Raw genomic sequence first — 23,968 nt, forward strand, 5'->3', positions numbered from 1 at the left:
TGAATAGTGAGTGTTCCTTACTATAATTCAAAACATGAACAATCAACATTGTACTGTAACAAAATATGCTGTATTGCTTTACAGGTCAGCCGTTTTGGCTGGCCTGTAAATATGAAAAGCTGTCCTGTAGTCGTGATGCGACTTGGACAGCTTTTTTGGCGATAATGGGTGATCTGTTTTATATGAAAGAGATAGATTTCCGATGTATTGGCTTTCGGACAGTATGTTAAGGGTCTAAACGCTGAGTTAATCTGACTTAGACAGTGCTGCAACCGTTTGTTGAAAAGTCTTGATGAAGGCTTCAGCTGCTTTCGACAGCACTCGACCTTGGCGGTAAGCTACAACAAGAGTGCGGCTTGGGGTTGGCTCAGCAAGCGGAACATACACAGGCACGAATTCACTGCGCGGTGCACGGGCGATAAAACGAGGAACCAGGGTGATACCCATACCTGTTGCCACAAGCGATTGTACCGTTTCAATGTTGGTGCTCTCAAAAACGACCTGCGGGTCAAAACCGGCTTGTTCACAGAGGTCAAAGGTCAGCTTGCGGAAGCCCTGTCCTTTTTTTAGTACAACAAAGGGTTCGTTCCGAAGTTCATCGATTCGCACAGGTTGCAGATGGCCAGGGGTTCCCCGATGAGCCAGGGGGTGGTTTGGCGGTACGGCAAGATCAATGCGTTCCTCGCCAATCGTAACGTAAGATAAACTGGGCTCCTGCAAAGGCAGGGAGAGCAGGCTGAGATCAGCTTTGCCGCTAGCAGTTAGTTTTTCAAGTGTAATCCCGGAGTCTTCCAGTAAAGTTACTTCTATATCGGGGTATGCTTCTTGAAAGGCCGGAAGGACATGCGGCAGCAGATGAGAACCGGTAATTGGCATGCTGCCCACAACGACCTTACCTTTCCGAAGTTGTGAGATATCTGACATTTCCTGACGCAGCAGTTCAACGGCATCAACAATCTTCTGGGCCTGCTCTACAAAAGTAACTCCCGCGTGGGTCAGTTCAACTGTGCTGGTATTACGTTGAAATAATAAAACGCCTAGCTCCTTTTCAAGCTTCGACAGCTGTTGGCTCAGAGAAGGCTGAGCGATATGCAATTTCTCCGCGGCTCTTGAGAAGTTTCGTTCCGCTGCAATCTGCAGTGTATATTGAAGTTGTCTGAATTCCATAGTCCTATGTCATTCCTTTCATTGATGCCGTTATTATAACACTAAAACAGAAAGATTCGTTATTCACCGCAGGGAAGGAACCCATGAATAGACTCCAATAAGTAAAAATTAAAGCATTGACAGAGGCAGGACAGGCAAGTAGTATTAGCTTTATGTGATAATGATAATTGTTATCAATTGAAACCGCTGTTTACTGCAGTGGCTTATTGTCGTCACTCTCATTATAGGTTAAACCTATAACATCTATAGATATTATATCTTGGAACAATGAAGGACAGGATGATATATTTATGTCATTCAAGAGCTTCACTTTTACCGAAGATACACGAGGCTCTTCCAAGGATCGAACTTATGATGAGGTGAAAATGATGAGTAAAAAGACGATGTTTGAGAAAATCTGGGAAAACCACGTAATTCATCAGGAAGAAGGAAAACCAAGCATCCTGTATATTGACCTGCACCTGGTGCACGAAGTAACTTCTCCACAAGCATTTGAAGGCCTTCGTCTGAGCGGACGCCAAGTTCGCCGTCCAGAGCTGACATTTGCAACGATGGATCACAACGTGCCAACGAAGGATCGTTTTAACATTACAGATCCGATCTCCAAACAGCAGATTGATACCCTGTCTCAGAACTGCCGTGATTTTGGTGTGAAACTGTACGATCTGGATACGATTGACCAGGGTGTAGTTCACGTTATGGGGCCTGAGCTGGGTCTGACTCATCCAGGTAAAACGATTGTATGTGGCGACAGCCACACGTCCACACACGGCGCTTTTGGTGCACTTGCTTTTGGTATCGGAACAAGTGAAGTGGAACACGTTATGGCAACACAATGTTTGCAACAAGCGAAAGCAAAAACGATGGAAGTTCGATTTGTCGGCAAACGTAACCCGGGTGTAACAGCGAAAGATATGATCCTTGCGGTTATTGCCAAATATGGTACGGACTTTGCCACAGGTTATGTTATCGAGTACACAGGTGAGTCCATCCGTGAACTGAGCATGGAAGAGCGTATGACTGTATGTAACATGTCTATTGAAGGTGGAGCAAGAGCAGGACTGATCGCTCCGGATGAAACAACGTTTGAATATCTGCGTGGACGCGAGTATGTTCCTACAGGTGCAAAGTTTGATGAAGCTGTTGCAGCGTGGAAAGAGCTTGTGACGGATGAAGGTGCCGAGTTTGACCATATCGTTGAAATTGATGTGGAATCACTGATCCCACAAGTAACCTGGGGTACTAGCCCTGGTATGGGAACCGATATTTCTTCCAAAGTTCCTGTTCCAGCAGAACTGCCTACAGAAAATGAGCGTAAAGCGGCTGAAAAAGCGCTTGAATATATGGGCCTTGCACCCGGAACACCGATTGCAGAGATTCCGATTGATTATGTATTTATCGGTTCTTGTACGAATGGACGGATTGAAGATCTGCGTGCAGCGGCAAAAGTGGCCCAAGGGCACACCGTTTCCAGTAATGTAACTGCTATTGTTGTACCAGGCTCTGGACGTGTTAAAATCCAGGCAGAAGAAGAAGGTTTGGATAAAATTTTCACTGAAGCTGGTTTTGAATGGCGTGATGCAGGATGCAGTATGTGCCTTGCGATGAATCCGGACGTACTGAAGCCAGGACAACGTTGTGCATCTACTTCCAACCGTAACTTTGAAGGACGTCAAGGACGCGGAGGGCGTACGCATCTGGTGTCACCAGCAATGGCGGCAGCGGCAGCGGTTAAAGGACATTTTGTAGACGTACGTGACTGGAATTTCAAAACAGAAGCGGCTATCTAATCGATAATTGCCAGAAGGGAGAATGGAACATATGGAAGCATTTAAAACACTGCAAGGCATCGTTGCACCGGTTGACCGGGTCAATGTAGATACAGACGCAATTATTCCTAAACAATTTTTGAAACGGATCGAACGCACCGGATTTGGACAGTTCTTGTTCTATGAATGGCGTTTTGATGAAGAGGGGAACAACAATCCTTCCTTTGAGATGAACAAACCTCGTTACGAAGGGGCATCTATCATGATCTCTCGTGCCAACTTTGGCTGCGGTTCCTCGCGTGAGCACGCACCATGGGCTATTATGGATTATGGATTCCGTTGTGTAATTGCACCGTCTTTTGCGGATATCTTCTATAATAACTGTTTCAAAAACGGCATTTTGCCGATCAAACTGTCCGAAGAGCAGGTGGAAGATCTGTTCCAGCGTACAGCAAACCATGAGAACTATGAGATGAATGTGAATCTGGAAAACAAAACGATTACAGATGCACACGGATTGCATATCGATTTTGATCTGGATGAACACCGTCGTCAGTTTCTGTTGCAAGGGTTGGATGATATCGGCCTGACACTTCAACATGATGATGCGATCACAGCTTATGAAGAACGTCATGCAGCTAAGCTTTTTGGCTAAAGAGTGACTCAATTCAAGACCTCCATTTAGAAAAGGAATATTCACGTTCCTTGCTAAATGGAGGTCTTTTTAATCTTATTTTCCGACTAAATATGACAACGTTGTAACCGGATCACTAGACAATATCTGATAGACTGGATAGTAGATTATGGAAGGGTACATAACGTGATACAGGTGTCGAATCAGGACACAAATCTATATAAGTTGAACGATTTATTTACACAGTCCCAATTATATAGAATTCATAACTTAATAAGAATGGTGGATGACGTATGAAGAAATGGTCGGCAGCAGTCGTTTTTTTCCTGTTCCTTTGTCTTTTCCCTTTGATGGCTCATGCAGATCGTACCCCTTCTATTGTGCTTGACGGAGTGACCATTGATCAGAAGACAGGAGCGCCGGCAGAGAATACTGGTAAAACAGTCATGGTTCCGATTCGCATTGTATCCGAAAATTTGGGTTACGATGTGAAGTGGGAACAGGCAACGCAAACGGTTCATGTTCAGCGAGGCAATAGCTCCATTGAAATGACGGCTGGGAAAGATGCAGCAACGATTAATGGAAATGTCGTCAATCTGGATGCTCCTCCGCTGATTAAACAAGGAACGACCTTAGTCCCTCTGCGTTTCGTAGGTGAGGGCATGGGGCTGCGTGTGGGCTGGGACAATAGTACTAAAACGGTCAGTCTCTTCAGTATTCCACCTGTTGTGGATACGGAGCCTGACAGCGATCCAGTGGTCACTCCTGCCCCGGTTGGTCAGACGGAACTGCAAAGCATTAGTTACAGTGGAGATCGTTTGATCATAGCAACGAATGGAAACATCAGTCCGAAAGTGTCCAGTATCAGCGGGCCTGAGCGCATTATTGTGGATCTGCCGAATACAACCTTCTCACAGACTTTTGTGCAGGGACAGGCTTCAAGTCCGGATGGAAGCGGCCAACTCGTTGTTACGGATTCATCTCTGGTTTCTAAAGTTCGCTTTGCCATGTTCAGCCAGTCACCTTCGACGGTGCGAATTGTGCTGGATCTTACTCAAAGTGCAACAGCGAACTGGTCACTTGGAGAGAATAATGTTTTACTTGTCGACCTCTCGGCTGCGAATGGAACTTCGGGCAGTCAACCAGCTTTACCCGAGAATGACGGTAAAATGGTGGTTGTAATTGACCCTGGGCATGGTGGACGCCAGTCCGGAGCGGTCAGTGTGACGGGGGCTTACGAAAAAGATTTTAATCTGGCTGTAGGGCTCAAAGTGAAGGCTCTTTTGGAACAGAAAGCCAACATACAGACTGTGATTACACGTCAGGATGATACGGAACTCTCCTTGCAGCAACGTGTAGATATAGCCAAGCTAAATCAGGCGGATCTGTTTGTGTCCATTCATGGAAATAAATTTACAACTCCTGTTCCCAACGGAATAGAAACACTGTTTACACGCAAAGAGAGCAAGAATTTTGCTGAGACACTTCATAAGCACGTACTACCTGTCACAGGACTTAAGGATCGAGGCGTTAAAGTTGCGAGTCTACATGTGACTCGTGAAACAACGATGCCGGCTGTGCTGCTTGAATTAGGTTTTTTGAGTAATCCAACAGATGAAGCTCTAATGTTTACAGCGTCCTATCAGGATCAGTGTGCACAGGCGATTGTTGACGGGATTTTAGATTATTTGAGCTTGTAGACCAGCGTTTTTCGTAAATATGCAGATTAGGGAAGTCCGTTGTTTCAAGATGCATATTTGATAAATCAGGAAAAAATAAGACATAAACATGTAAAAAAAGCTTGATCTGACAACGTTTTTTTTCTGTTATGTTGGAATATATTCGCAACTTTTGAGATTGGGAGGCGTCTAATAGGTGTCTGGTAATGCCCAAGTGTGAAGTGAAAGTTGCAAGTCTACAACATGCGGCAAAAAAATATGAGATTGGTAGGGGTGAAGGATGAAGAAGTTCGGTTTTTTGGTACTGTTATTTGTCTTCGGGTTCGTTTTCCCGGGCTATAGTCATGCAGCAGCAGACACGAAGATTATCCTAGACGGGAACGAGATCGTACAACCTTCGGATACAAAAGCGGAAAACATCAATGGCAAGGTGATGGTACCGATTCGTGTGGTTTCCGAGAGTCTGGGATATTCCGTAGATTGGAAGCAGCGGTCGCAAACGGTGACGATTAGCAAAGACAACACTGCCATGCAGATGATTGTTGGACAGAAGACGGCAACAGTGAATGGCAGTAACGTAGACCTGGATGCCCCGCCCCTCGTAAAAAATGGTACGACTTTAGTACCACTCCGGTTCATCGGAGAGCAAATGGGTCTTAAGGTGGGTTGGAACAACACCACGAAGACGGTAACATTAGTTACCCAGAATGAAGGTTCCGGAAACGGGACAACTACTCCTCCGAACTCTGGTAACGATGGTGGAGGATCGGGTCAGGAAGGTCTTGTACAAGTGAACGGCATCAGCTTTAGCGACAACCGTTTCATGATTGCTACAAGTGGAAGCACAAAGCCGAACGTATTTACGATGAACGGCCCGGATCGAATTGTAATTGATCTACCCAATACGGCTTTTGCTGATTCGTTTAGTCAAGGTCAGGCGCTGGATAGCAATCAAAATGGTCAGCTCGTTGTTAGCGGTTATCCAGATGTGTCTCAAATTCGTTATTCCTTATATAGCAACAGTCCTTCTACCATTCGGTTTGTTATTGATCTGACAGGTGCCAAGGGGTACAGTGTGCAGAACGATTCAGGATTGCTCATCATTGACCTAAACAATCAAGGTAGCACACCTGCTCCGCCCGTTGGCGGTAATGGCAAGAAGGTTGTAGTCATCGATGCGGGACATGGAGATCAGGACCCTGGTGCGATTGGTGTCTCGGGCAAAAGAGAAAAAGACTTCAATCTTGCCATGGCATTGAAAGTAGAGGCACTACTGAAAAAAGAACCTAAAATCGATGTGGTATTAACTCGCAGCAACGATACATTTCTTGCACTTAAAGAACGTGTGAAAGTTGCACAAAAAATAAATGCAGATATCTTTATCTCCATTCATGCGAATAGCGGTCCTGTTGCGGCAACGGGAGTAGAAACCTTTTATTCCCGCTCGGCAAGCAAGGAACTGGCTAATGTGATGCATAAGTACCTCTTGAAGTCTTCGGGACTGAAAGACCGCGGTGTGAAAATGGCTAGTCTGCATGTAACCCGTGAAACAACAATGCCTGCCGTGCTGTTAGAGGGAGGGTTCCTCAGCAACAAGAGTGATGAGGCCGTACTGTTTACGGAAAATTTCCAGAACAATGTAGCCAAAGGTATCGTTGCTGGGATCAAGGAGTATCTGGGAATTCAATAAGGGACAACCCTTATGCTGAGGAGGCTGAGTTAGAATGAACAAAAAAATATGGATCGCAGCTTTGCTGGTAACGGTCATGGCTGTAGCAGCTGGATGTGGAAGTAAACCGACAGCTGCTCCAAGTCAGACACAAGGTGCGGGATCAGAGACACAAACAGGGAACGGCGTTACAGAGGTGGATGGTCAGGTGATTACCGATCCTGCTACTGCCGGTTCCGAGGATAATACAACACCATCCAACTCGGCGAACGGAAGCTCGGAGGGAAAAACTTCTTCTGGTGAAACATCCACGGATAAACCTTCAACATCGGATAGCAAGGAGAAGAAATCCATAGAAGTGTTCTATACCGATCCGGAGGAGCTTGAACTGCATAAAGCATCAGCCGAAATCACATTTGCATCTGAAGATGACAAATATAAGGCTGCTTTTGCGTCCTTGCAGCAAAGCAAAGATGAAAAGCTCGTCCCACTGTGGTCCAAAGATATTGAACTGAAATCGGTTCAATTCAAGGATGGAGCACTGACACTGGACATTCATATGCCGGATACGGCACGTCTTGGTGCGGGCGGTGAGTCGTTTGCAATAGATGCGCTGAAACAAACTTTTTTCCAGTTTGACGAAGTGAAATCACTTGATCTGCTGGTAGACGGTAAATCAACTGAAAGTTTGATGGGACATGTGGATCTTGAGCATCCAATGACAAGATCCAATTAATCTGTGCTTCAAGTGTGTTACCGTGGACTCACGGATAAGGTCGTTTTACATGAGAGAGGGGAATCATAGGTGACTTTTAAATATAACCATTCATCACACTCTAAAAAAGTAGTATCAGCCGTGCTTGCAGGCATGATGGCCCTGAGCGCCGGTGGAGCTGCTATGGCAGCAGACTCAACAGTAACAGGACAGGGGCAGGCTGCAGGGGTAAGTAATACGGCTGCACCAACAGGTTTGTTCAGTGATATCAAGGCTGGATACTGGGCTGAGAAACATGTATATAAGCTGGCTTATCAAGGCATTCTTCTCGGTAATAATGGCCTGTTCCGTCCAGGGGACGCGGTAACGCAGCAAGAAGCGATAACGATGGCCATCCGTTTTATGAATATGGAATCTCGGTTGAACACGAACACGGCTGCGGCATTACCGACAAATATGGAAGTGGGAAACTATTTCAAGCCATATGTCGCGCTTGCACTTCAACTGGGTCTTGTGGATAAAACGGAAGAGGCTTCAACAGATGTGTCCAAAACAGCATGGGGCACGAAGCCGGCAACTCGCGAATGGATTACCAAATTGTTAATCCGCTCGCTGAACAAAGATGCTGAAGCGAAGGCTCAAAACAACCAGTCTACAGGTTTTGCAGACAATGCAAATATCTCTGACAGTGCGAAAGGGTATGTAAATTTAGCTGTTAGTTTGGATCTGGCCAAAGGTTTGGAAAATAATAAGTTCAATCCAACAGGTTCCGTAACTCGTGCGCAGCTTGCGACGTTCTTTAGTCGCGGTGAATCGTTAACAGATACGAAGTATCCGAATACGGTGGCGGGTTACGTAACCGGATTGAAGAATGGGCAGATCACGCTGGTTGTTGAAGGCAAAGCCATTAACTATGCAGTGAACAGCAGTACCCCATACTTTACCAAGGATAGTGAAACACGTGCATCTGCATCCGATGTGAAGCTGTATACCAAAGTTCTCATTGTGGGTTCAGCAGCTGGCGCTTCCTATGTGGAGGTTATTGATGCGAAACCTCAAGTGGAGAGCGTTGAAGGTACGTTTGCACGTTCATTATCAGGTAATAAAATCGGCCTGTTCGTAGGCGAAAACTATGAAACATATGCTTATGATGAGAATACTGCATTCATTGATCAGAATGGAAAAGCGATTAAACTGTCTGATATTACAGTGGACAGCACCATTGAAGTACAGCGTGAGACGTTCTCGGCTGACAAAAAAACCGTTGTGATCCGGGTTAAATCCGGTATCGTTAACAAAAGTGACAGTGGTGTGGTTGCGGAAGTGGGTACTTCCGGAAAAACAATCAAGCTGGTGAATACTGCGGGTGCAACAGAGCAGTATACATATACGGATAATCTGATCATTCGTTATCAAAACCGTATTTTGTCCCTGGCTGACCTGAAAGCAGGCAGCACTGTGAAGTACACGGTTAAAGACAGTGTTCTGCAAACGATTGAGTTGAGCCAGGGCGTTGAACAATCCGTTCGTGGCACGCTGGTGGAGATTGGAGGAAATCAATCGACTCTGACGTTTAAGCGTGATGGAGGTTCTCTTGAAGCAAAATTGCTCAGCGAGAAGCCAGAAGTGATCATTAACGGTATTCAGGATGCTACGTTGAACGATCTGATTACAGACGCGAACAATGGTGACAAGGTTGAGCTTACATTAAACAGTGATGATCAGGTAACACGTATTCAGGTGATTGGACGACAAATGGAGCCTTTGAACGGGGCGACCGTTGTATCCTACAACAGTAAAACCAAAGTGCTTACTGTGTTGGATGCGAATAAAAAGCCTTATGTATTTACACTTGATGAAAAAACAAAAATGGATTATAACGCAGCCAAGCCGACACTGGCAGGACTGGAGTCCTTGCTGAATGACGGACGCAAACTGGATCTGACTTATGTTGGAACTCGTGCGTTGTCTGTGAAGGTGATTTATAAATACGAGGGAACAATCAGCAGCATCGATACAACAAACCGAAAAATCAGCTTGTTATCTGGTAGTCAGACAGTTACTGTTCCTTACACAACGGCACCAGCGGTTGAAATGTACAACAAATCATCGGCTAGTCTGTCTGATTTGAAGATTGGTGACAATGTTACGATTACGCTCGGTGCAAACCAGGATGTCGTGCAAAAGATTGCTCTGAAAACGGTGGCTCAATTTGAAGTCGTTGCGATGGAGACGAATGGTCGTGTTCGTGTGAAATCGGATCTGCTGACAAGTCAGTTCTACGTGGATCAAGCGGTACTAACTGGAGATAATGGTCAATCCATTACGGCGTCTCAGCTGACGTCAGGCAATTTGATCAACGTAACATTCGAAGGAACTACACCTAAGGCGGTACAAGTGGTCAAACGTACGATGGCCGAAGTTACTGCAGTTGATGCCACTTCGGTTACACTGAAACAATTTAACGGTTCGACAGATAAAGTGTCTGTGAGCGGCCCGGTTAAAGTTATGAAATCCGGTTCGACATTAACCTCTCTGAGTAACTTAACGGTCGGTGACCGTGTGGAAATGACGAAAGATACGGATAATTCCACACGTTTCAGAGTGCTTACTGTCATGAGCAAACAGTTCTGGTCTTATGATGGAGTAGGGAACCAGATTTTGGTTAAACGTGAGACAACATCAGACATGAACTATCGTTTTGCACTGGGCTCTAACGTATTTGTTCACCAGGGTGACAACACTTTAAGCGTGCAATCTCTCAGAGATAATGATAATATTGTATTGTATCTCTTGAACAATGTGGTTATGGAGATCCAAAAACAGTAATCGTTTCTTTTCGAGGATCAAAAGAATGACCGTCTTGATACGGGATCTTTCCCGCATCAGGACGTTTTTTTTGCAAGCTTTTTCGATCCCCGCCAAGCTACTTGGCTGAAGCTTGAAGTAAGGCTCCGGTTCGTGGAGCGGACTTGTGGGAGGTAGCTCTTCATGAATGCAGCGACGGTAAGACATATACTCGAAACAATGGAAGCCATGTTTCCTGACGCACATTGCGAATTAAATCACAGCAATGCATTTGAATTAACAGTAGCGGTGCTTTTATCTGCGCAGTGCACAGACGAGACGGTGAACAAGGTCACTGCAGATTTGTTTCAAAAGTACAAAAGCCCTGCGGATTATCTGGCAGTTCCTCTTGAAGAGCTGGAGCAGGATATCCGGCGAATCGGATTGTACCGAAACAAGGCGAAGCATATCCAGAACATGTGCCGAATTTTAATAGAGCAGTATGGCGGAGATGTACCGCAGGAACATGATCAGCTTGTTACCCTGCCAGGTGTGGGGCGAAAAACTGCGAATGTTGTCGTTTCGAATGCGTTTGGGGTACCAGCTATTGCGGTAGATACTCATGTTGAACGTGTGTCGAAGAGACTGGGGCTCGCTGGTTGGGATGACTCCGTACTTGAAGTTGAGAAGAAACTGATGAAGCGCGTACCTCGGGATGAGTGGACTATTACTCATCACCGGTTTATATTTTTTGGACGCTACCATTGCAAGGCTCAAACTCCCCAATGTCATATCTGTCCGTTGCTGGACATATGCAGGGAAGGGAAAAAACGTATGAAAACGTCCCAGATCAGGAAAGATAAGGAACGTGTTACCACTCGAAAACGAAAATTAAATTCTTAAGCAGAAAAGGATGAATAACAATGAAATGCATTTCCGTATACACTGACAATTTTGAAGCCTTCTCCGATATTTTTGAGCAAATCGTTGAGCAGGAAATGGCTGAGAACGAAGAAAAAGAAGTGGAAGGCATTACTGTAAGCCACTCTGGCGACGTGCCTGAGCATTATCTGGAGCGTATGTCTACAAAACCTGAGGTTGTTGTGATGAGAGACAAAGGCCGTGGCATTACGATTTTGCAGCATGGTCAAGTTTTTGAAATCTTGTTGCCTACAATGGAAAACGCAGTATCTTAAATTTAATTAACATATGATCAAGAACCTGGTTGCATTGACATTGCCGAGAAGCGATCGTTAGTGTAAGCTGTCATGCAGCCAGTTACTTGATGATAAACGTCCCTGATTAGTGTGGGAGTTAAAAGCATGACCTGAATAAAACCGACATGTCGGTTTTATTTTTTTATAGATACATAAGGGACTGAGGTAAAGACAACGATACGGAAACGCACAACATGGGATGATGCGTTGATTCAAAAGAAACTTTGATAGCATCGCGAGGGCAAATCATCTCGTTTTGAACTTATATTGATCTGGAATCCATCTACATGCAGATTCGGGTCAAATCGTTCAAATTCAAACATGATGATGTTAAACTATATGGAGATAAAACAGAGATTGACGTCGAAACGGATGTCAAATTAGAGGAGCCAGGAGGAAGGCCAGTCATGTCCAGAATAGATTACCCAGCAGAAATGGCCACACCTTTGTTACCGCTGCGTGAAGCAATGAAACAGTCTGGAGACCATACCGCTGTAGAAGCACTAACGGATTTAATCAGCAAGGCTGAAACGAAATATCTGACGATTGCGTTCTGTGGACATTTTTCGGCAGGCAAGTCGAGTTTGATCAACAGTTTGTGCGGCAAGCGGGTACTGCCATCAAGTCCCGTGCCAACCAGTGCCAATGTTGTCGCGATACGCAACGGCAAGCCGAGAGCGCTTATTTATACGTCACCGAACGTAAGCGCTGACAATAAAGCAGGCACGCTGGAGGTTTCACCAGAGGAACTTGAAGCGTATTGTAAAAATGGAGGGGCTTACAGCTCCATCGAAGTATGGGATAACATTCCGCTGTTGCAAGATGAAGCCGTACTGCTGGATACACCAGGGGTGGATTCCACGGATCGCGGACATAGTCTGGCTACACATTCGGCACTGCATCTGGCTGATGTTGTGTTTTATGTGATGGACTACAATCATGTTCAGTCGGAGACGAATCTATCCTTTGCCAAAAGTTTGTCCGACTGGGGCAAGCCGCTGTTTCTGATTGTGAATCAGATCGACAAACATCGGGAGCGGGAGCTTTCGTTTGATCAATATGTGCAAGGGGTAGAGGCGATCTTTGCTGCATGGGAAGTACGTTATGACGGCCTGTTATTCACTTCTTTACGTGACCAGCAGCATCGATATAATCAGTGGAGTCAGTTGCCAGAGCTGATTACACAGCTGATGAAAAAGAAGGAAGAACTGATTTCACACAGTTTGGTAAGTTCGGCCAGTCATATCACCGAGCAGTATCTTGCGAGAGAGGCTGGAAAGAGAGAAGACGAGGAAACTGCGCTGCTTGAGGAAATTGGTGGACAAGAAGGCATTGAACGATTGGAGCGCGAGCTTGCACTCCTGGATGAACAAGCTGCAGAGCTTCGGACGAAACCCTCACAAGTTCGTGAGAAGTTCAGAGCAGAGGTTGATTCGCTACTTGCCAACGCCAACCTTACTCCAGCAGATATCCGTACTTCGGCAGCTGACTATCTGGAGAGTCGCAGGCCTGGTTTCCGTGTAGGTCTGCTCTTCTCCGGTGGCAAAACGGAGCAGGAGAAACAGCGTCGTACTTCGGAACTGGTGAGACTGCTTCAGGATCAGACCTCCAGTCAAGTGGAGGTGCACATCCGCACGATGCTCAGACAGCTAGGTGAAACCTATCAAGTGTGGGATGCAACGTGGGAGCAGGCGCTTAACACCGAGCTGCCTGCAATAGATGAAGAATTGCTTGAACTGAAACGAAGCGCGAGTGCAGAGCTCTCGCCCGAGTATGTGCTGCAATTCAGCAAAGATGTCCGGGGCGAGATTGAGGCCCGGTACCGCAAGTCGGCCATGCTGCTGGCCGACCGCATCCTGGAAGCGCTGGCTGCGCAGGGCGAAGCCGCGCTCCAGGCGCTGGGCGCCAGCCGCGCAGCGCTGCTGGCGCAATCCGCGGCGGCGGCACGCTACACGGCGCTCCAGCGCGCCGCCGCCGAAGAGGCAGCAGGGCTGCGCAGCCTGCTGCCTCCTGCGGGTCCCCTCCCCTCCGGGCTATTGCCGGAGGTGAAGGGCCCGCACGTGCCCGCGCCTGAACCGGGCGAAGCTTCCGGTTCGCAGGCGGGCACGTCCGCGTCTGTGGCGGCGCAGCCACAGACGTTGGCCCCTGCGCCGCCGCGCGAAGCAGCGGCGCAGGGCGCACCGGCGGCGGCTGGCGCGGAACGCCGCCGGCGCCTGGACGCAGCAGCGGCAAGGCTGGAAGCCGCTGCTGCGCTGGTGGAGCCGTACCCCGCCATGGGGTCGGCGGTACGGGATTTGCGTGCACGCGCAGCTTCGCTTGAGGGCGGCACGTTCACCCTCGCGCTATTCGGTGCGTTCAGCGCGGGCAAATCCTCCTTCGCCAACGCATTGCTGGGCGAAGCAATCCTCCCCGTATCGCCGCATCCAACGACAGCGGCGATTAACCGCATCATGGCTCCGGCCGGCGGCGCGGAGCATGGCACTGCCCGGGTTCGCATGAAGACCCGGGATGCCTTCCAGGAAGACCTGGCGTATTCCTTCCGCCTGCTTGGGCTTGGGGAGCCGGATACGGAATGGCAGAAGCGGGTGAAATCGCTCACGCCCAAAGATGTGCATCCGGCAGGACGTCCGCATTACAGCTTTTTGCAGGCAGCTGCGGCTGGTTGGGAAGAGACGGCGGATCAGCTTGGGCAGGATGTGCTGGTGGATTTAAACGGCTACCGTAATTTTGTCGCCAATGAGAAGAAATCCTGTTTTGTCGATTCCATTGATCTGTATTACAGCTGTGATGTCACAGAACAGGGGATTGTGCTTGTGGATACACCGGGAGCGGATTCGGTTAATGCCCGGCATACAGGGGTAACGTTCAATTATATGAAGAATGCCGATGCGCTTATATTTGTAACCTATTATAATCACGCCTTCTCTCAGGGAGATCGACAATTCCTGAATCAACTCGGACGGGTTAAAGACAGCTCCGCAATGGATCAGATGTTCTTTGTCGTGAATGCGAGTGACTTATCATCTTCGGACGAAGAGTTGGAGCAGGTGCTTGATCATGTAGGTACAGAGCTACGGAGCAACGGTATTCGTTCGCCACGTCTTTTCCCGGTATCCAGCATGCTAGCGATGGAGGGCAAAATGGAAGGAAAAACGGATCTGCTGCAGCAATCCGGCTTTGTCCGATTTGAAGAAGAATTTAATCAATTTGCAGGCAAAGAACTGGCTGATCTGGCAGTGGGCGGAGCGTCCGAAGAGATGGCACGTGTCATTCAGCGGTTGCAGCAGCGTGCAGATGATGCGGCACAAGGAGAAGAAGCACTGCGTCAGCGGCGAGATGAACTGGAGACAATCTCGGGACAGTCCCGTCAGCGGATTGAGCGATTGGCACAGCGGTCGATGAAGGAAGAACTGTCACAGGAAACGAACGAATTACTTTTCCATGTCAGACAGCGCCTTTCGTTTCGACTTGGTCAGTTTATGGCTGAAGCCTTCCATCCATCGGTATTGCGTGAGGATCAGGGTAACCTGAAAACGGCTTTCGCAGCATGTGGCCGGGAGCTGCTTCGCATCATTGGCATAGAATTGGAGCAGGAATTACTTGCTACAACGCTTCGATTGGAGCAGACAGGGCACGCCTGGGTTGCCAAGCAAGTGAGGGAATGCATGGATGACGTAAAACAGCTGACAGGTGGCATTGACTTGTTCTTAACACTGGATGAGAAGTGGAGTACACCTGTACTGGAGGAAATCCGGCTTGAAGAACCGTCGGGCTGGAAAAACTATTGGAGTTATTTCCGCAATCCGAAGCAGTTTTTTGAAGGGGACGGACGTCAGCGCCTTCAGGATGCATTTGAGCCTGTTCTCAAACAGATGATTATTGAAGTGCTTCCGGCTTCAGAACAGAAGCTGGTGCAATTTTATGATACACAGGTTCATCAATCGGTACAGCATCACTCTCGTCAACTTACCGACAGGCTGGAAGAAGCAGTCACTGGCATACAAGATACCCTCGCTAGTGGCATTGCAGCGGAGCAATGGGCAGCGTTGTCTGCTCAATTGACAGAAATGCAGGAGTAGAAGGTCACGGAGTTTACATTACGATGTGTACCTTCAGGCAACGGATGGCATGCTGCTTTACGAGCAGAATGGTCAGCTGTATATGTAAAAATTTTGGAAACGTTTGTAAAATAATTCATGACTTCCGCAATCCATTGAAAATGTTGCAAAAAAACATCAGAAAAGGCTCCCGCCGCAAAGGCATATGGGGAGCCTTTTTTTGGCATGAACAACCTGAAATAAAGAGAATATTCAAACATTTGATTGAAAGTCGGGTATTGGTCTCCGTCAATGCGATAATAAGCTGAAAGTAGCCTGAATATGGTCTATTATTCGCTTTGCCGCGAATGAGGGACGGTGATAAACTTCATAAATGTTCATATCATTTTAAGCAACTTTAGAGGAGGAGAAACATGGATGTTCTCAGGCAACTGCAAATCTATTTTTGGGAGAAGCGAACGTATTTATTGGTATCGATCTTGTTTCTCGCCATAGCGACCGCACTTGGACTCGTATATCCGAACCTGCTGCGAATCCTGATTGATGACGTCATTGTGCCGCGAAATTTTGAAGACGTTCCCATGCTTGCCCTGACTGTGTTAGGAGTCGTTATTTTGAAAGCGGGCATGCAATTTTTACACGGTTTCTATGGCGGACGTCTTGGTAATTATCTGGCATACCGATTACGTAATGCATGTTATGAAAAGCTTCAATTTTTATCCTTCCGTTATTATGATACGGCCAAAACAGGTGATCTGATGTCCCGCCTCACGGGAGATTTGGAGGCCATCCGTAACTTTATCGGATTTGGTTTCGCCCAGATTCTTAACATGGTTCTAATGGTTGTATTCGGCGCAATTATGATGATGACGATGAGCTGGAAGTTAACGCTGTTGACACTCATCTGCATTCCTCTGCTTGCCTTCGTTGCGCTTCGATTCGAATCCAGAATTCATCCGGCATTTCAGGAAATGCGATTGGCGTTAAGCTCGCTGACTACAGCGGTGCAAGAAAACATTACAGGTGTTCGAACGGTTAAATCGTTTGCACGAGAGCCTTATGAAGTGGAGAAGTTTTCCACACGGAATGAACGTTACAAAACAAACCAAATTCATGCTGCCACGTTGTGGAGCCGTTATTTTCCGATTATGGAGATTCTGGCTTCGGTAAGTGTTGTACTTCTGCTTGTGATTGGTGGAGGAATGGTTATTCAAAAGACGCTCACCTTGGGTGAACTCGTTGCGTTTTTCAGTTTGATCTGGTACATAATCGGTCCAATGTGGGGTCTGGGTTTTCATATCAATAACTACACGCAGTCCAAAGCTTCAGGCGAAAGGGTGCTTGAGCTTCTGAACACACCGGTCGATGTCGAAGAAACGGAAGATCCACTTATTGTGGAGGCTGATCAGGTGCAAGGTCATGTGACTTTTGAAGCGGTAACCTTTGCCTACGGCAACAAAATGCCTGCTGTAACGGATATTAATTTTAATGCTCCGCCCGGTTCTGTAATCGGTTTCCTTGGTGGAACAGGCTCAGGGAAATCGACGATTATTCAGCTTTTGATGCGGGCGTATAACGTTAACTCCGGCTCAATTAAGCTCGATGGCAAAAACATCAAAGATATGGGTATTCGTAGCTTGCGGAGTCAGATTGCATCCGTGTTCCAGGAAACGTTCCTCTTCTCTTCCAGCATACGTAACAACATCTCGTACGGGCTGAAAAATGTGACGATGGAGGAGATTATCCGTGCTGCAAAATTAGCCAAGGCACATGACTTTATCATGGAGTTCCCCGAAGGATATGATACAGTCGTTGGTGAACGCGGTATGGGACTCTCTGGGGGACAGAAGCAGCGTATTGCTATCGCTCGGGCTCTGTTGAAAAACCCGAAAATTCTTGTGCTCGATGATGCCACGAGTGCTGTCGATATGGAAACCGAACATGAGATTCAGTCAGGTTTCCAGGAGGTTATGCGCGGTAGAACCACGTTTATTATTGCCCACCGGATCTCTTCTCTGCGGCATGCAGATGAAATATTAGTTCTGGATGAAGGTCGTGTGGTACAACGTGGCAAACATACGGAGCTTATTCAAATACCTGGACCGTACCAGGATGTGTATAACATTCAATATGCAGACTACATTGCCCGCGGCAAGCGGGAGGTTGGGGAGCAGGTGAACTCATGAGTGCCGAAACGATAACAGACAGGCGCGAGGCCAAAGGGGCCTCGGATAAAAAACTGAATGAACGATTTGTCTATCAGGACGATGAAATTATTGAAAAACCGTTTAACTGGAAAGAATTCGGTCGATTGTTTGCTTACATGAAACCATATGCAAGGCAGCTCCTGCCGCTCGTTATTCTGATGATGATTCTCGGAACGATCACGAAATTGTCCGTACCTTTCTTAATCAGTCTTGCCATCGATAGAGCTATTGCTCCACAAAACGGGCTACCTAGCATGACAATGCTGTATCTGATTGCAGGTTCAATATTGCTTTTATATCTCATCCAGTGGGCGGCTAACACGTATCGTATCAAACTGACGAATATTATTGGACAGCGAGTGATTTATGATCTACGCTCCGATTTGTTCAAACATATTCAGAAGCTGTCGTTTAACTTTTTTGACAAAAGACCGGCAGGTTCCGTGCTCGTCCGTGTTACGAATGATATCAACTCCTTGCAGGATTTGTTTACGAACGGTGCAGTCAACGTCATGATCGACTGTGTGCAACTGCTCGGTATCATTGTCATTCTCCTGTTAATCAATTGGAAACTGGGGCTGGCCGTCATTATTACGGTGCCGATTATGTTCATTATTTCCACCAAATTGCGGGTATTAATTCGCCGGGCGTGGCAGGATGTGCGTATGAAGAACTCACGCATCAACTCTCACTTGAATGAATCCATTCAAGGAATCCGCGTAACGCAGGCCTATACACAAGAAAAAGAAAACATGAAATACTTTGACAACATGAACCTGTCCAGCAAAAAGTCCTGGGACAAAGCATCCGCGATGAACCAGGGATTCGGTCCTTTAATTGAGATCACAGGTGGATTCGGAACGTTGATTCTCTTCTGGTATGGTGCAACTCTCATTCAGAATGAAGTATTAACCGTGGGTCTGCTGGTCGCTTTCGCCAACTATGTGGGGAACTTCTGGGATCCGATTAACCGTCTGGGACAGATGTACAATCAGCTGCTGGTTGCGATGGCTTCATCTGAACGTATCTTCGAATTCATGGATGAGAAGCCGCATATCGCCGATAAAGAGGGAGCCAAACCGCTTCCTTTTATTAAAGGGGATATCGTATTTGATAACGTCGTGTTTGAGTATGAAAAAGGAAGACAGGCGCTGAAAGGCATCAGCTTTTCAGCGGCAGCGGGGCAATCCATTGCCCTTGTCGGTCATACAGGCTCCGGTAAAAGTACAATTATCAATCTGATCAGCCGTTTTTATGACATTACGGGTGGACGTCTGACCATCGACGGACATGACGTGCGTGATGTGACTGTGGAAAGCCTGCGCAGTCAGATCAGCATTGTACTGCAAGATACATTTATTTTCTCGGGAACCATTCGGGATAATATCCGTTTTGGTCGATTGGATGCCACCAATGAAGAAGTGGAAGAAGCCGCCAAAGCTGTTAATGCTCATGAGTTTATTATGAAGCTGCCAGGTGGATATGACACCGAAGTTGAAGAGCGCGGTAATGTGCTGTCGATGGGACAAAGGCAATTGTTATCCTTTGCCCGGGCACTGCTCGCTGATCCCCGTATCTTGATTCTGGATGAAGCAACGGCCAGCATCGATACAGAAACCGAGCTGAAGATTCAGGAAGCACTCAAGGTGTTGCTCAAAGGGCGCACGTCCTTTATGGTAGCGCACCGTCTCTCTACCATTCGCAATGCAGATCACATTATTGTGCTTGATCACGGGGAGATCAAGGAAGAGGGCGATCATGAACAACTTATCCAGAAACAAGGGGTATACAATGGTCTGATTGAAGCGCAGTATCGGTTTTTATAAAACATCATTAGTAGTATTGGATGTTGACGACACTTCAGCTCATTTTGTTCTTTGTGACTTTTTCATCAGGCTGCCCTGATGGAAAACACAGGAGCAAAAGTGCTGAAGTGTTTTTTTTTGAATGTTAATCGCCAGACGTGTCTCCATGATCTGTTTTCAATGAGTTTCATTTTATCGTAATCAGAAACCAACACGAAATTATGTTATATTTTAAATCATACATTGGGTACTAGAGTAGAGATGTCTGGAGGAAAAGCATGCAGATTAAAGCCACAGAACAGGCTAGTTTATATCCATCTTTTGATATGCTGGATCAGCTGCATTTCAAGTTGATTGAATTGGAGATGGCAGAACCAAGCTGTTCAGAATCGAGCTGGCGGCTAGGAAAACATTTTCTCGATAGTTATATGTTGTTGTTTATTGCAGAAGGCGAAGGATGGCTCACCGTGGACGGTCAATTTATTGAACTCAGAAGCGGAGTGATCTATCTAGGTTTGCCCGGACAACTGGTCGAGGCAGAGGTCCGCGGAAAAGGTGAAAGAGGACTGTACCAGATCCAATTCAGCGTTTTTTCCGATGGAGAGACGAGCGAAGAATCCACTCATACGTTGATGAAGCAGATGTTCATGCGCATGAACGACGGTGCAATCAGGTGTAGCTCACCAGCCGCTGTGAATTTGTTATGTCAGGAGATCCGTCAGTTAATGCGCGATGAAAATGGGGTACGGCGTTATTATGGTCAGATACGTTTTCAGGAGCTGTTGTACACGATGTTCAGTGATATGGTTCATGTATTACAAGCAAACGACCCCATTTTGCCCATTGAACAGGTCAGACAGTATATAGAACAACATTATATGGAAAAAATTACGATACAGGATATGGCTGATGTTGCGCGGATGAGTTCTCGTCATTTCATGCGATTATTTAAGAAAATGTATGGTTGTAGTGCAATGGATTATTTGACCATATATCGGATCAAGCAGGCTCAGATGATGATGAGGAATGATTATAGTCCTCGATTAAAAGAGGTTGCAGCCTGTGTCGGGTTTCAGGACGAGATGTATTTCCGCCGGAAATTTAAACAAATCTCAGGTCTTCCGCCAGCAGCCTTTATACGCAACAGCAAACAGCGTATTGTTGCAGTTCACTCGCTTGGTATTGGAATATTGCTGGCGCTTCAGATTGTACCCTACGCTGCCCAGGCAGATCACCCATGGACAGCGTATTACAGGCGAAAATATGAAACGGATAAAGTTACACCTCTAGTTGAAGATGAGGAGGGGTATTTGGACCAATTGAAGGCCATCCGTCCTGATTATATTATCGCGGTTCGTGAAGAAATGTCCTCCAGCATGTTGCAGCGTTTAAATTCACTGGCACCTGTTTGTGTACTCTCGCAGTCGGAAGGGGATTGGCGGGAACATCTCAGATGTGCGGCTCAATTTATGAATCGGCCTGCGGCTGCTGAAGTTTGGTTGGAAAGGTACGACCAAAAAGCTGCTGCGGTACAATCACAGCTATCGAAGCAGATTCGTCAAGATCGGCTGATTGTGCTTCGGGTGCAGGGTGACGTCATACAGGCAATGAATCCGAAGACGATTGCCTCCGTGTTCTATTCTGATCTGCAGCTCTTGGCGCCAGAGGGAATAGAGCGCCTTTGGCACAAACACAATTTGCATATTCATGATCTGGCAGGATTATCTATAGATAGAGCGTTAGTGATTGTAAGTGAAGATGTAGAATCGAAACAGACATGGGCTGAAATGCAACAGTCTGAGGTATGGATGGGTACAAAAGCAGTGCAAAACAAGCGTATAGATATGCTGATTCCAGGTGTTCTACTAGACTATACGGCCTTCACCCATGAATTAATGCTGGATGAAGTGTTAAAGCTATGGCAACATCGTCCATAATATAAAGTCGTTATCGTCAATATTCTGAAGAGCAATTATTTAATATACTACTCCTATATCTAATTGATAATGATAATTATTATTAATTGGTATTTATCTTACTTTTCATATATAGGAGGTACATAAGAAGTGAAGTCAAAATTGTGGGTGATTACAGGTGTTATTCTGATGTTACTGTTACTGAGCGCTTGTGGACAGGCTGCAGAGCCAGTAACTTCTGGTTCCGGAGAGGGTGGAAAAACTTCATCCAGTGCCGCAGCGAATACAACGGGTTCTGAAAAAGCACAGGATAGTGAAGTTAAAATCGTACAGACGGAGATGGGCGAAATAACGATTCCTAAATCTCCTAAACGTGTGGTCGGATTATCCGTCGTATATCCAGAACTGTTATATTCACTCGGCATTGTTCCTGTCGCTGTACAAAATTATCATGATGATTTTCCTAAATATCTGCAGGAACCGTTTAAAAACACCATGAAGATGGGCATTGGGAAAACACCCAATTTTGAAGCCATCCTCGAGGCTAATCCCGACATAATTATTGCACCTGCATGGTGGTCAAAGAAGGATTATGATCAGCTTTCGCAAATTGCTCCAACCGTGCTCCTGCCTGAGCGTCAAGAATGGCCTGAGGAGTTACAGGATATTGCTGTGATTTTTGGCAAGGAGGCGGAAGCCAAACAGGTCATGGAGGATCTGAAGCAGCATGAGAAAGTAGGTGCAGACAAGCTGCATAGCCTTATTGGTGATGAGACCGTTTTATACGTCAGGGTGATGGAGAAGGAGATTATTTTGAATGGTCCCAATCTTTCACGGGGTGCTTTTGTTCATAAGCGGTTGGGTTTAAAACCTGTAAGCAACTTTCCAAAAGATGAAACCGGTCTGTCCATTTCGATGGAAGTGTTGCCGGAATACGATGCTGATCATCTGATCATTCAGCTAGATGATGAAGAAAATCAAGAAATTCAGAAGAAATACAAGGAATTGTTAAGCACGTCGATCTGGAAAAACCTGAAGGCTGTCAAAAACAATCATGTATATCTCGCAGGTGGCAAAGAATGGTTTAATCTTGGAATGGCACCGATGTCAGATAATTATGTAATTGATGATATTGTTGCGGCTTTTGAAGAGAAAAACAAATAGACATCCGAGGTATAGCTTTTGATACAGCTTTGAACGGAACGGTAATAAACAGATAGGATGTGTTTTGAAATGCATGATCAGGACATTTTTGATGTAACGATTATCGGCGGTGGGCCAGCAGGAATGTATGCGGCTTTTTATGCAGGCATGCGCGAAATGAAAGTGAAGTTGATTGAAGGGAAGCATCAGTTGGGTGGTTTTTTGCACACCTATTCCGATAAAACGATATGGGATGTAGGTGGACTACCCCCGATGAAATGTGCCAAGCTCATTGACTGGCTTGTTCAGCAAGCAGGTACTTTTGAACCGACTGTTGTATTCAACCAGAGTGTGGATGCATTAACCCGACTGGACAATGGAGTGATTGCATTACATACGGCTACGGGTGAAACACATCATACAAGAAGTGTTATTGTTGCCATTGGCCGAGGGATCGCCGAGGTGCAGAAGCTGGAGCTGGACAGTGCACATGATTTTGAACGGAGTAATCTGCATTATACAGTGCAGAATCTGAATTATTTTGCAGGAAAGAACGTATTGATCTCGGGCGGCGGCAACACCGCCGTGGACTGGGCTCTTGAGCTTGCAGATGTGGCTCACACAGTAACCGTAGTTCACAGACAGGAAGCCTTTCGTGCGATGGAACACAATGTGAAGCAGATGAAAAAAAAGGTGAAGGTACTTACACCATTTCAGGTTGAGCGCTTGTATGGCAATGGGGAGCGTATAGACCAAGTCGCCATTTGTAATAAAGCTACAGGCGAAAACATACGTCTTGAAGTAGATGAAGTAATTATAAGCCATGGTTATACGAGTCAAACAAGCAATATTGCTCGCTGTGGTTTGGTTATGAACGAAGGGGTGATTTCGATGAATCACCTGGGTGAAACCAACATATCAGGTGTTTTTACTGCAGGAGACTGCGCGAATCGAGAGGGCAAGGTGCGTTTGATTGCAGGTGCTTTTAATGATGCGATTGTTGCGGTTAACAGTGCCAAAATATACGTAGAACCCACTGCTGACGAGATGGCGTATGTTTCGTCTCACAACGAGCTGTTTCGGGAGAAAAATCGTGATTTGAAGAATGGATGAACTCTTCCAATGTAAGCGTTAAATGAAATGGAAAACAGAATTGAAGGCTTTTTTAATTTTAGTTTCTTAAAATTGGGAGGAATGGAAAG

Annotated in this window: 15 protein-coding genes; 14 read left to right on the forward strand and 1 reads right to left on the reverse strand. The window is 46.3% G+C overall.

What is annotated here, in order from left to right:
- Positions 1-246 precede the first annotated feature (246 nt).
- Positions 247-1,167 (reverse strand): LysR family transcriptional regulator, encoded by a 921-nt coding sequence (locus tag ACR8BL_RS28280; protein WP_434756500.1) that lies wholly within the window; start codon positions 1,165-1,167, stop codon positions 247-249.
- Between the two features lie 368 nt (positions 1,168-1,535).
- Here ACR8BL_RS28280 and leuC point away from each other — a divergent pair, with 368 nt between their 5' ends.
- The 14 genes from leuC to ACR8BL_RS28350 all read left to right on the forward strand — a co-directional run bounded on the left by leuC (position 1,536) and on the right by ACR8BL_RS28350 (position 23,879).
- Positions 1,536-2,957 (forward strand): 3-isopropylmalate dehydratase large subunit, encoded by a 1,422-nt coding sequence (leuC, locus tag ACR8BL_RS28285; RefSeq protein ID WP_434752955.1) that lies wholly within the window; start codon positions 1,536-1,538, stop codon positions 2,955-2,957.
- 31 nt (positions 2,958-2,988) lie between these two features.
- Positions 2,989-3,591, forward strand: coding sequence for a 3-isopropylmalate dehydratase small subunit (leuD, locus tag ACR8BL_RS28290; RefSeq protein ID WP_434750607.1), 603 nt, complete (start codon positions 2,989-2,991; stop codon positions 3,589-3,591).
- A 272-nt stretch (positions 3,592-3,863) separates the two neighbouring features.
- Complete coding sequence (locus ACR8BL_RS28295; protein WP_434750608.1) at positions 3,864-5,270, forward strand: N-acetylmuramoyl-L-alanine amidase; 1,407 nt, start codon at positions 3,864-3,866, stop codon at positions 5,268-5,270.
- Between the two features lie 259 nt (positions 5,271-5,529).
- Positions 5,530-6,939 carry an N-acetylmuramoyl-L-alanine amidase gene (locus ACR8BL_RS28300; protein WP_434750609.1) on the forward strand — a complete coding sequence of 470 codons (1,410 nt, stop codon included), beginning with the start codon at positions 5,530-5,532 and terminating at the stop codon, positions 6,937-6,939.
- 34 nt (positions 6,940-6,973) lie between these two features.
- Positions 6,974-7,654 (forward strand): GerMN domain-containing protein, encoded by a 681-nt coding sequence (locus tag ACR8BL_RS28305; RefSeq protein WP_434750610.1) that lies wholly within the window; start codon positions 6,974-6,976, stop codon positions 7,652-7,654.
- Positions 7,655-7,723: 69 nt separating this feature from the next.
- Complete coding sequence (locus tag ACR8BL_RS28310; protein WP_434750611.1) at positions 7,724-10,462, forward strand: S-layer homology domain-containing protein; 2,739 nt, start codon at positions 7,724-7,726, stop codon at positions 10,460-10,462.
- Positions 10,463-10,624: 162 nt separating this feature from the next.
- Positions 10,625-11,323, forward strand: a complete 699-nt coding sequence (gene nth / locus ACR8BL_RS28315; protein ID WP_123066077.1) for an endonuclease III — start codon at positions 10,625-10,627, stop codon at positions 11,321-11,323.
- A 20-nt stretch (positions 11,324-11,343) separates the two neighbouring features.
- On the forward strand, positions 11,344-11,616 hold the full coding sequence (locus tag ACR8BL_RS28320) for an NAD/NADP transhydrogenase alpha subunit (protein ID WP_090917088.1): 273 nt from the start codon (positions 11,344-11,346) through the stop codon (positions 11,614-11,616).
- Positions 11,617-12,044: 428 nt separating this feature from the next.
- The gene (locus ACR8BL_RS28325) at positions 12,045-15,716 is read left to right on the forward strand and encodes a dynamin family protein (protein ID WP_434756501.1); all 3,672 of its coding nucleotides are present in this window, start codon (positions 12,045-12,047) and stop codon (positions 15,714-15,716) included.
- A 392-nt stretch (positions 15,717-16,108) separates the two neighbouring features.
- Positions 16,109-17,881 carry an ABC transporter ATP-binding protein gene (locus ACR8BL_RS28330; protein WP_434750613.1) on the forward strand — a complete coding sequence of 591 codons (1,773 nt, stop codon included), beginning with the start codon at positions 16,109-16,111 and terminating at the stop codon, positions 17,879-17,881.
- Positions 17,878-19,728: an ABC transporter ATP-binding protein gene (locus ACR8BL_RS28335; protein ID WP_434750614.1), complete on the forward strand. Its 1,851-nt coding sequence runs from the start codon at positions 17,878-17,880 to the stop codon at positions 19,726-19,728. The genes ACR8BL_RS28330 and ACR8BL_RS28335 overlap by 4 nt, the downstream gene beginning before the upstream one ends.
- A gap of 257 nt (positions 19,729-19,985) precedes the next feature.
- Positions 19,986-21,644, forward strand: a complete 1,659-nt coding sequence (locus ACR8BL_RS28340; RefSeq protein ID WP_434750615.1) for an AraC family transcriptional regulator — start codon at positions 19,986-19,988, stop codon at positions 21,642-21,644.
- Positions 21,645-21,773: 129 nt separating this feature from the next.
- Positions 21,774-22,787 carry an ABC transporter substrate-binding protein gene (locus tag ACR8BL_RS28345; protein ID WP_434750616.1) on the forward strand — a complete coding sequence of 338 codons (1,014 nt, stop codon included), beginning with the start codon at positions 21,774-21,776 and terminating at the stop codon, positions 22,785-22,787.
- Positions 22,788-22,856: 69 nt separating this feature from the next.
- Complete coding sequence (locus ACR8BL_RS28350) at positions 22,857-23,879, forward strand: NAD(P)/FAD-dependent oxidoreductase (RefSeq protein ID WP_434750617.1); 1,023 nt, start codon at positions 22,857-22,859, stop codon at positions 23,877-23,879.
- Positions 23,880-23,968: the final 89 nt, after the last annotated feature.

The organism is Paenibacillus amylolyticus (assembly GCF_051136285.1).
GTDB lineage: Bacteria > Bacillota > Bacilli > Paenibacillales > Paenibacillaceae > Paenibacillus > Paenibacillus amylolyticus_F.

Coding starts and splice junctions, on each gene's coding strand:
- ACR8BL_RS28280 (WP_434756500.1), bottom strand. CDS start 1,167: ATGGAATTCAGACAACTTCAATATACACTGCAGATTGCAGCGGAACGA.
- leuC (WP_434752955.1), top strand. CDS start 1,536: ATGAGTAAAAAGACGATGTTTGAGAAAATCTGGGAAAACCACGTAATT.
- leuD (WP_434750607.1), top strand. CDS start 2,989: ATGGAAGCATTTAAAACACTGCAAGGCATCGTTGCACCGGTTGACCGG.
- ACR8BL_RS28295 (WP_434750608.1), top strand. CDS start 3,864: ATGAAGAAATGGTCGGCAGCAGTCGTTTTTTTCCTGTTCCTTTGTCTT.
- ACR8BL_RS28300 (WP_434750609.1), top strand. CDS start 5,530: ATGAAGAAGTTCGGTTTTTTGGTACTGTTATTTGTCTTCGGGTTCGTT.
- ACR8BL_RS28305 (WP_434750610.1), top strand. CDS start 6,974: ATGAACAAAAAAATATGGATCGCAGCTTTGCTGGTAACGGTCATGGCT.
- nth (WP_123066077.1), top strand. CDS start 10,625: ATGAATGCAGCGACGGTAAGACATATACTCGAAACAATGGAAGCCATG.
- ACR8BL_RS28320 (WP_090917088.1), top strand. CDS start 11,344: ATGAAATGCATTTCCGTATACACTGACAATTTTGAAGCCTTCTCCGAT.
- ACR8BL_RS28325 (WP_434756501.1), top strand. CDS start 12,045: ATGTCCAGAATAGATTACCCAGCAGAAATGGCCACACCTTTGTTACCG.
- ACR8BL_RS28330 (WP_434750613.1), top strand. CDS start 16,109: ATGGATGTTCTCAGGCAACTGCAAATCTATTTTTGGGAGAAGCGAACG.
- ACR8BL_RS28335 (WP_434750614.1), top strand. CDS start 17,878: ATGAGTGCCGAAACGATAACAGACAGGCGCGAGGCCAAAGGGGCCTCG.
- ACR8BL_RS28340 (WP_434750615.1), top strand. CDS start 19,986: ATGCAGATTAAAGCCACAGAACAGGCTAGTTTATATCCATCTTTTGAT.
- ACR8BL_RS28350 (WP_434750617.1), top strand. CDS start 22,857: ATGCATGATCAGGACATTTTTGATGTAACGATTATCGGCGGTGGGCCA.